The sequence below is a fragment of the Endozoicomonas sp. SESOKO2 genome (genome assembly GCF_024606245.1).
In the GTDB taxonomy this organism is placed as follows: Bacteria; Pseudomonadota; Gammaproteobacteria; order Pseudomonadales; family Endozoicomonadaceae; genus Endozoicomonas_A.
Map to the genome: position 1 here is coordinate 1 of NZ_JAHHPQ010000673.1, position 7,286 is coordinate 7,286.

Here is a 7,286-nt window from a genome sequence, read left to right on the forward strand (position 1 = left end):
CAGACCAATTTGCTGCCGCCGCAGTAGGGCAGTCTATTCTCGGTCAGCCTCCTAGCTATTGAGACTCATGGATCAAAAAAGGTGACATCAATCCTGATGCGGGGGGTTCGGTTCAGAGGGCAGATACTCGCTTAGCCCTTTATCAAGCCCGCCGAAGAATAGATCAATGCAACGACGTGTCAGTGTAATCAGATCTTCGGATGGTTCTTCATTACGAAAACATTGTTCTTCATAAATCTCATCTTGTTCAGGGCTTAGCTCAGGCCCAAAAACTGGCCTGAGAAAACCTGAATAATAGAGTTTGGTTTTGTAAACAATAGTGCCTTTATTCAGGTCACCGATTATAACAGTTTCCCAATATGCAGGAGCTTCAGATACAGGACTGCAATCATCATACTCACACTTTTTGTTGGTTGCCCGAGCTCCAGTCTCTTTTTCTGAAGCTTTTCCTTTATCATCACTGGCATCATAGTTGTCATCAGAATCATAAGGGCCAGCGACTACTGCTGATCCTTGATGACGTTCAAGATTGGCTCGATCCAGATAATAAACTTTATCAGGGTTGAATTGAGACCGAAAATACTCAGTCAATAATGGCAAAACAGACGAAAAGTAAGCGCTAATGCTATCTTCCATATCAAGAAAATTTGATATTCGGAGTTGCTGGCTAGGGGCAGCATCCGATGGAGTCGCCTGAAACGTAGCGGACACTGTCAGTACACCATCAACAGTCTGCTCGTCAGTTGCTAAAAATCCATCGGATGAATAGTGATCCCTGTTAAATGACCATACTTGAAGCCCTTCGATATTGAAAAGGCTGCTGGAAGAGCCTCCCTCTATAAAGGTTTTGAACATTTGCATGAGACTTAACGCTGTCAATGGCAGGAGAGCGTCGTATCTATCGTCTCCAGAATACCCTGTACAGGGGAGCATCACTGTAACCAAAACTAAAATTAAACGAATACATTGTTTCATATTATCAAGCCTTTTTACTGGCAATAAGTTTATTGAACATGAGTTCGATTCCAAAAAGACAGGGAAACTCCCGCGATTTAGCAATCTCTCGACTGCTGACTATCAATAGATAACAGAGGCTCCCGTGTCTATGACCAGTGTATTCAGTGATATTGATGGTTTCTGTCTGGTTTTAAACAAGATTGGCATAAGCCACTTACCTACAATACCAAAAACCCACTGTGTCAGGTTAGTTTTCCAGGTTGCTGATTAATCAATAAAAGTTGGACAGTGACTTATGTGCCACACAACTAGGGTAAAGGTTTAATATTTGCAATTGCTAAAGTCAAAGGATTTTCAAAAGATTCTTGATAATGATTCAATATATCTTCAGCAGTATGGAAAAAAATATTTTCACCTCCCAATTTACCTATACAAACATCATCTCCAATGTGAATAAATATATGAACGATTTCGTTGTTGTTTAAAATTGCAACAGGAATGAATTGATTCTCTATCTTTGAATTTTTTAAGATTGTAAGTTCTATGCGGAAATTATCTTGAAATGAATTTGAATTAAATTCCATAAAGTTAACAAATTGAAAGCAAGTTGTTGGGATTTTTTTACCTTTATAAATATTACCAACAGTCTTGTTTGCTAACAGAGGAACCACTTTATCTGGGGGGCAGTCATCGAAAAAAACTTGCAATCCTGCATTTATACATTTTAGTAGTTGTTCTTGCCAGAAGTGTGAAGGCTTATACTCGTGATTGCCATCTTCTGTTTTAATGTTAAAAGAGAAAGAACTTTTTGAGCAGTCATCACTAATCACCATCATTTTTTCTGCCAGCTCATTATCTCTTTCATTGCCATTGATACAATTAAAAATGGTGCCGTCTATTTCAAAAGGAATATACTTTAATGTCACCTCTCTCATGCCCATATGACTCTGAGCCAGTCCTTTAAGAGTAGTGCACCTGTTTTTGGATCTATCAATTTTTATAGATACTGATGGCTCTACACATTCCACAGACCTGTTATAAAATGTTGCTCCAGCTTTATGTGAATCGAAAGTGCTCTGTTTTTTGGCTACCTCTATTGTTGAGAGCAACCCTTTATTTGTAACATTGCTGACCGGTGTCGTCATGGTGAAACTCCTTTTTCATTTATTTCACTATTCAGAGTCAATACCATGCATAAAGTTCAAAACATAATAGTTAGCAAACGTTTCAGTGGGTGGTTACGCCGCGCCGCCGCAGGCGGCGACGGGGGAAAAGCTGCTAACTATTGAGACTTATGGATCAAAAAAGGCGACATCAATCCTGATACGGGAGGTTCGGGTCAGAGGGCAGATACTCGCTTAGCCCTTCATCAAGCCCGTTGTTGAATAGATCAATGCAACGACGTGTCTGTGTAATCAAATCTTCGCATAGTTCTTCATCTCTATCACATTGTTTTTCATACATATCTTTTTGTTCAGGACTTGGCTCAGGCCCAAAAGCTGGCCTGAGAAAACCTGAATAATACAATGAAGCTTGGTAAGTGATCGTGCCTTTTTTCATGTCACTGATTACATGAGCTTTCCAATTTTCAGGGGTATCAGATACAGAACTGCAATCATCATACTCACACTTAAAAAACTCACACTCTTTGTTGATTGCTCTTGCTCCAGTCTCTTTTTCTGAAGCTTTTCCTTCATCATCACTGACATCATGGTCGTCATCAAAACCATCAGGGTCATCGTCTACTGCTGTTCCTTGATGACGTTCAAGATTGGCTCGATCCAGATAATAAACTCTATCAGGGTTGAATTGAGACCGAAAATATTCAGTCAATAATGGCAAAACATACGAAAAGTAAGCGCTAATGCCAGCCCCCATATCAATGAAATTTGAAGATCGGGGTTGCAGGTCAGCGGTAGCATCCATTGGAGTTGCCTGATGAAACGTAGCGGACACTGTCAGTATACCATCAACAGTCTGCTCGTCAGTCCACCCATCGGATGAATAGTGATCCCTGTTAAATGACCATACTTGAATCCCTTCGAGATTGAAAAAGCTGCTGGTAGAGTCTCCCTCTGTAAAGGTTTTGAATATTTGCATGAGACTTAATGCTGTTAATGGCAGGAGAGCGTCGAATCTATCATCTCCAGAATACCCTGTACAAGGGAGCATCATCGTAACCAATACTAAAATTAAACGAATACATTGCTTCATTTTTATCAGGCCTTTTTTCTGGCAATAAGTTTATTGAACGTTAGTTCTATTTTAAAAAGACGGGGGAACGCCCCGGAATCTAGCTATCTTTCCGTTGCAGACTAAAAATAGATAACAGAAGCTCCCATGTCTATGAAGAGTGTATTCTGATGTTAATGATTTCTGTCTAATTTTTGAAAACGATTGGCATAAGCAGCTTACCTGCAATTCCAAAAGGTCTCCGGTTTTATCGTAAACCCGCTGTATCCGACGACAGTAACTTTAACCAGCATTGAACCCGGTGCGGACCCACACGGCAGTGGTGTGAGGAGAGCGGGAGAAAGGCTAGGTCATACCGTTTATGGAACTAAATTCTTCATCTGGAGTCCGATTATTGAAGTGCGGATTAAACCAGGGAATTAATATGGATATTGTAAGCTTACCAACCAAAAGGATGAAAATTGACGCAGAAAGTAAAAGTCAAGAAAAGTGTTTTCATGGTTTTGCACAGGGCACTATACCAAAAGCCCATATGTTCGAGTTTAAAGACAAACTGGGTGATGGCGCATGCGGCGATGTGTATCAGTCGAAGTGTATAACCGAACGTAAATGTGATATAGCTATAAAAGTTATTCCTTTGATAGGTTGGAAAGCGGAGAGTGCTATTGATGAGAAAAACTCTATACAGTCTTTAATAGCTAACCCCCATCCTAATATTATTGAATACTTTGGTGTTCTGGAAGAAGACAATAAAATGTATATTGTGATGGAGTTAGGAAAAATTAGCTTCGATCAATTTTTAAAAGAAAACTTTTCAAATTTATCAGTTGCACAATTTCATGAAATTATTTTTCAAGTTCTTGAAATTTTAAATCATCTTGATTTGATAGGCGTTTCTCACAGGGATTTCAAGCTTGAAAATATGGTTTGCCTGAAAAATAAAATAAAATTAATCGATTTTGATCACATCTTTAAAAAAGAATCACCTTTTTATAGTCATCCATCATCACGACTTATTAATGCCGCACTATTTTTATCAGCGATACAGTTGAAAATGAAATGCGGCGCTATAAGCGATAAATATTACGAGTTACATTCTAAGTTTGGCAGTGCTTTCTTATCAGATGATTTTAACGAGTCTGATGCAAAAGCTTTATCTGAAAACCCTGATATCTGGCATGATCAACTTCCTTTAGAAACACGACAATTATTAAGCAGAAGTTTCATAAATGAAAAGTCTATTCAAAAACAAATTATAAAAGAACGAGACAATGTTTCACCCAGGTGCGAGCTTGTTTTTTAGAACCTATAGAATCATCTGAATAAGCACTGAAGGCCCGCCAAGGCTCTATTCAGGCTTGGATTGGATATGTTCCACGGGGTTCTGAAAAACAGATACTCAAATAATGACCATGCTGTCTTTAGGCCACTGCTTAATGTTTTGTCCCGAAGTTACCTGTCTACCACCCAGTGTTTTATTAGTTGGTCAATTAATAAACGGGACACCACTTCTGACACAGTAGGGAATAGGTGAGCTTAACTCAGGACTCTGCCGCCGGTTGCTTTCCCTTGTAGAAGGTTGTCTTGAGGTAGTCTTCTGTCAATTCAAAGCACGGTTTGTTCCCATTGTGTTGCTTTAGGAGAGGTACAATTTTAGTTCGCACACCCATTCCTCTGGCCTCTACATAGCCATAGTCCCTCAGAACTTCGACTATAATCGGATTTCTCGGGGAACGCTGTCCAGCTAGCATTTTTTCGACAGTCATAGAATTCTGCAAGGTGCCTGAGCTAATCAATTCCAGACGATCGTTGTATATTCCTATTTCAATATCGACAGATCGTGTCCAGTCTCTGTGTGCAAGAGCATTAATAACCAGCTCCCTTACGGCTGCTTTAGGGTAGTACCAACGCCTTTCCCTGCGAAAATGACTGTCTATTTCTCCAGACTCTTCGCCTATATAGGGTTCAATCAGGTCAATCAGCTTCTCAATAAGTCCATAGTGTATCTCTGACAGACTTCGCTCACCGGCTTCATCTTCTTTCCAGAGCCCTACCAGTGGAAAATCCAGTCTCTTGTCAATCTTGGATTGATAAGTTTTATCTTCTCCATCAAAAGCAATCACCCTGATTCCAGACTGCCTCAAATAACGTCTGGGGGAAATACCAAACAATACCATACCCGCAACGGTGCAAACTGGAGAGCTGACACCTTCAGTCATAAACCCTAAACCAACTAACCGATTAATCCAGGAAGACTTATTCTGGGGAATATCAGGCTCTGAGAGAACATTTTTCAGATAATCAGACAGTCGTTCTTGATCCAGAGAGTTATAGCTGGAGCCTGCTACAGGCAAAGCTTCGGTATGTAGCACTCCGCCGCAGGCAAACAATCTTGCCTGCTGCTCTCTTGAAGCTCTTCTGGATGTTGAACCGACTCGAATAAAGACATCTTCACGGCCTTTATGTCTAAGTACATAGGGTTTTGATACCCCTTCTGTAAAGCTGATCACAGCAATACGATGGTCAGAATCAAGCTGAACTTCTTCGTAATAAGGCAGTAACATGGGATGAACTTTATCTGCGATAGCGTTCATTACCCATTCTTCATGTTTGTCTCGTTCTATACCACTGATGGAGCCATCATCTTCCACTCCCATTAGCAGCATACCTCCTTTGAGGTTAGCCATTGCTACCACTTCTACAGCAAGCTGCTCGGGACGAATATCATCCCGCTTAAATTCAACGCCTGAGTTTTCGCCATTGGCAATAATTTCCAGTAGCTCTGATTTCAGCATGTTCAATTGAATCCGTACTTTTCACGACGTTGATTAAAAGCAGCCTTCCCTCCTTCGAGAATATCAGCCGCAAATTTCTGAACAGGTTCCACATCTATAGCTCCCTGAAGTTCGAGGGGGATCTCTGCCCTGCGTTCTTCTGGATTGACTTGAAGGACGCCAATCCACTCCGCATCGCCAAAAACAGGGATATTGGCGTTATGTGTGGCAAAAATAAACTGCCTTTCCAGCTTAGCCTTTCGTAGTTCAGCGACAATCCTGTCAGCAATAAAAGCGTTGTCCAAATTATCCTCTGGCTGATCCAGGATGAGGGGGTCTTGGTTATTCAGTAGTAGCATATGCAATATAGCCGTGCATTGCTGCCCTACTGAAAGGTCATCAATATGTCGGTAATCTTCAGCTTGCCCCTCATGGGCTACATTAAGTTCGATGACTTTTTTGTCCAACAACTGCACCTCTTCTAATTCAAGCAACTGCTTTTCAGAGAGAGTGACAAGAGCGCTGGCGACTGTGGGAGTGATCTCCCAGCCAGAATTCTGCAGAGCATCTGTTCCCTGACGTATAGTGCCAGCCAAACTCTCCGGAGAAAACTGTCCCTCTTTGAGCCACTCTAAACGCTTGGCACCGATACCTTCCAAATTAAACGACAATACAAAGTCAAACAGGTTCTGCCTGTCCTCAGCCACAGCCAGATCTACCTTCAGCTTTCCTCTTAACCTATTGTTCAATTTCCTGAGATTTCTCGTTGCATTACTGGACAGCTGAACCTGAGCCTCACTCAGTTCAGACAAAAGACTCTTTCTACGTTCATAAAGAACTCTTATTTGTTCTTTCCTATGCTTCAGAGACTGTGTTTTGGGACGAATGCTCTCAATTTCTTTCAAAATCGTCTGGTAGAGTTCACCTATTTCCCTGCCACTCTTGCCCTGACTGGCAGGTATCTTCTTGAACTCTTTTGTCAGGGCTTCCTCATCGGCCCTGATTTGCTCTGACAATCCTTTCTTCAGAGCGTCTTTCTTACCACATGCAGCCGTCCATTTCTCTCTTGCTTGTTCCAGCAACTTTCGAATGTCAACTCCTAGTTCTTCAAGCAGCAGCCTCTGAGAACTCAATAATTTTTTATGTGGCAATCCATCAAGAGCCTGATCACTCAAGAACTGGACATCAGGTAAGGAATCCAGAGCAACCCTCAATCCTTCATCAAGCTCGGAATACTCATCCTCTACACGCTGAGTGAGCTGCTTTTCCTTTTCCAGTCTGGGAATAGCTTCCAGCTTTTTTTCTAATCCCAATGATTGGAATTGTCCTGCCTGATCTTCCAGTTTTGGTAACTTTGCAACA

5 protein-coding genes and 1 pseudogene are annotated in these 7,286 nt (G+C 41.3%); 1 reads left to right on the forward strand and 5 read right to left on the reverse strand.

Features of this window, described 5'->3' with window-relative positions; genetic code table 11:
* Nucleotides 1–87: 87 nt before the first annotated feature.
* The 3 genes from KDK17_RS16490 to KDK17_RS16500 form a co-directional block, all read right to left on the reverse strand.
* Complete coding sequence (locus tag KDK17_RS16490; protein ID WP_257288566.1) at nt 88–975, reverse strand: hypothetical protein; 888 nt, start codon at nt 973–975, stop codon at nt 88–90.
* Between the two features lie 290 nt (nt 976–1,265).
* Nucleotides 1,266–2,102, reverse strand: coding sequence for a hypothetical protein (locus KDK17_RS16495; protein ID WP_257288567.1), 837 nt, complete (start codon nt 2,100–2,102; stop codon nt 1,266–1,268).
* Between the two features lie 169 nt (nt 2,103–2,271).
* A complete protein-coding gene (locus KDK17_RS16500) occupies nt 2,272–3,171 on the reverse strand; it encodes a hypothetical protein (protein ID WP_257288568.1) in 900 nt (299 codons plus the stop codon).
* Between the two features lie 403 nt (nt 3,172–3,574).
* Between KDK17_RS16500 and KDK17_RS16505 the strand changes: the two genes are divergently transcribed.
* Complete coding sequence (locus KDK17_RS16505) at nt 3,575–4,453, forward strand: protein kinase family protein (RefSeq protein ID WP_257288569.1); 879 nt, start codon at nt 3,575–3,577, stop codon at nt 4,451–4,453.
* A gap of 238 nt (nt 4,454–4,691) precedes the next feature.
* Here the strand turns inward: KDK17_RS16505 and KDK17_RS16510 are convergent, their stop codons facing one another.
* Both KDK17_RS16510 and KDK17_RS16515 read right to left on the reverse strand, forming a co-directional pair.
* Nucleotides 4,692–5,945: an RNA-binding domain-containing protein gene (locus KDK17_RS16510; protein ID WP_257288570.1), complete on the reverse strand. Its 1,254-nt coding sequence runs from the start codon at nt 5,943–5,945 to the stop codon at nt 4,692–4,694.
* A gap of 2 nt (nt 5,946–5,947) precedes the next feature.
* A pseudogene (locus tag KDK17_RS16515) lies at nt 5,948–7,286 on the reverse strand (hypothetical protein); the annotation flags it as partial.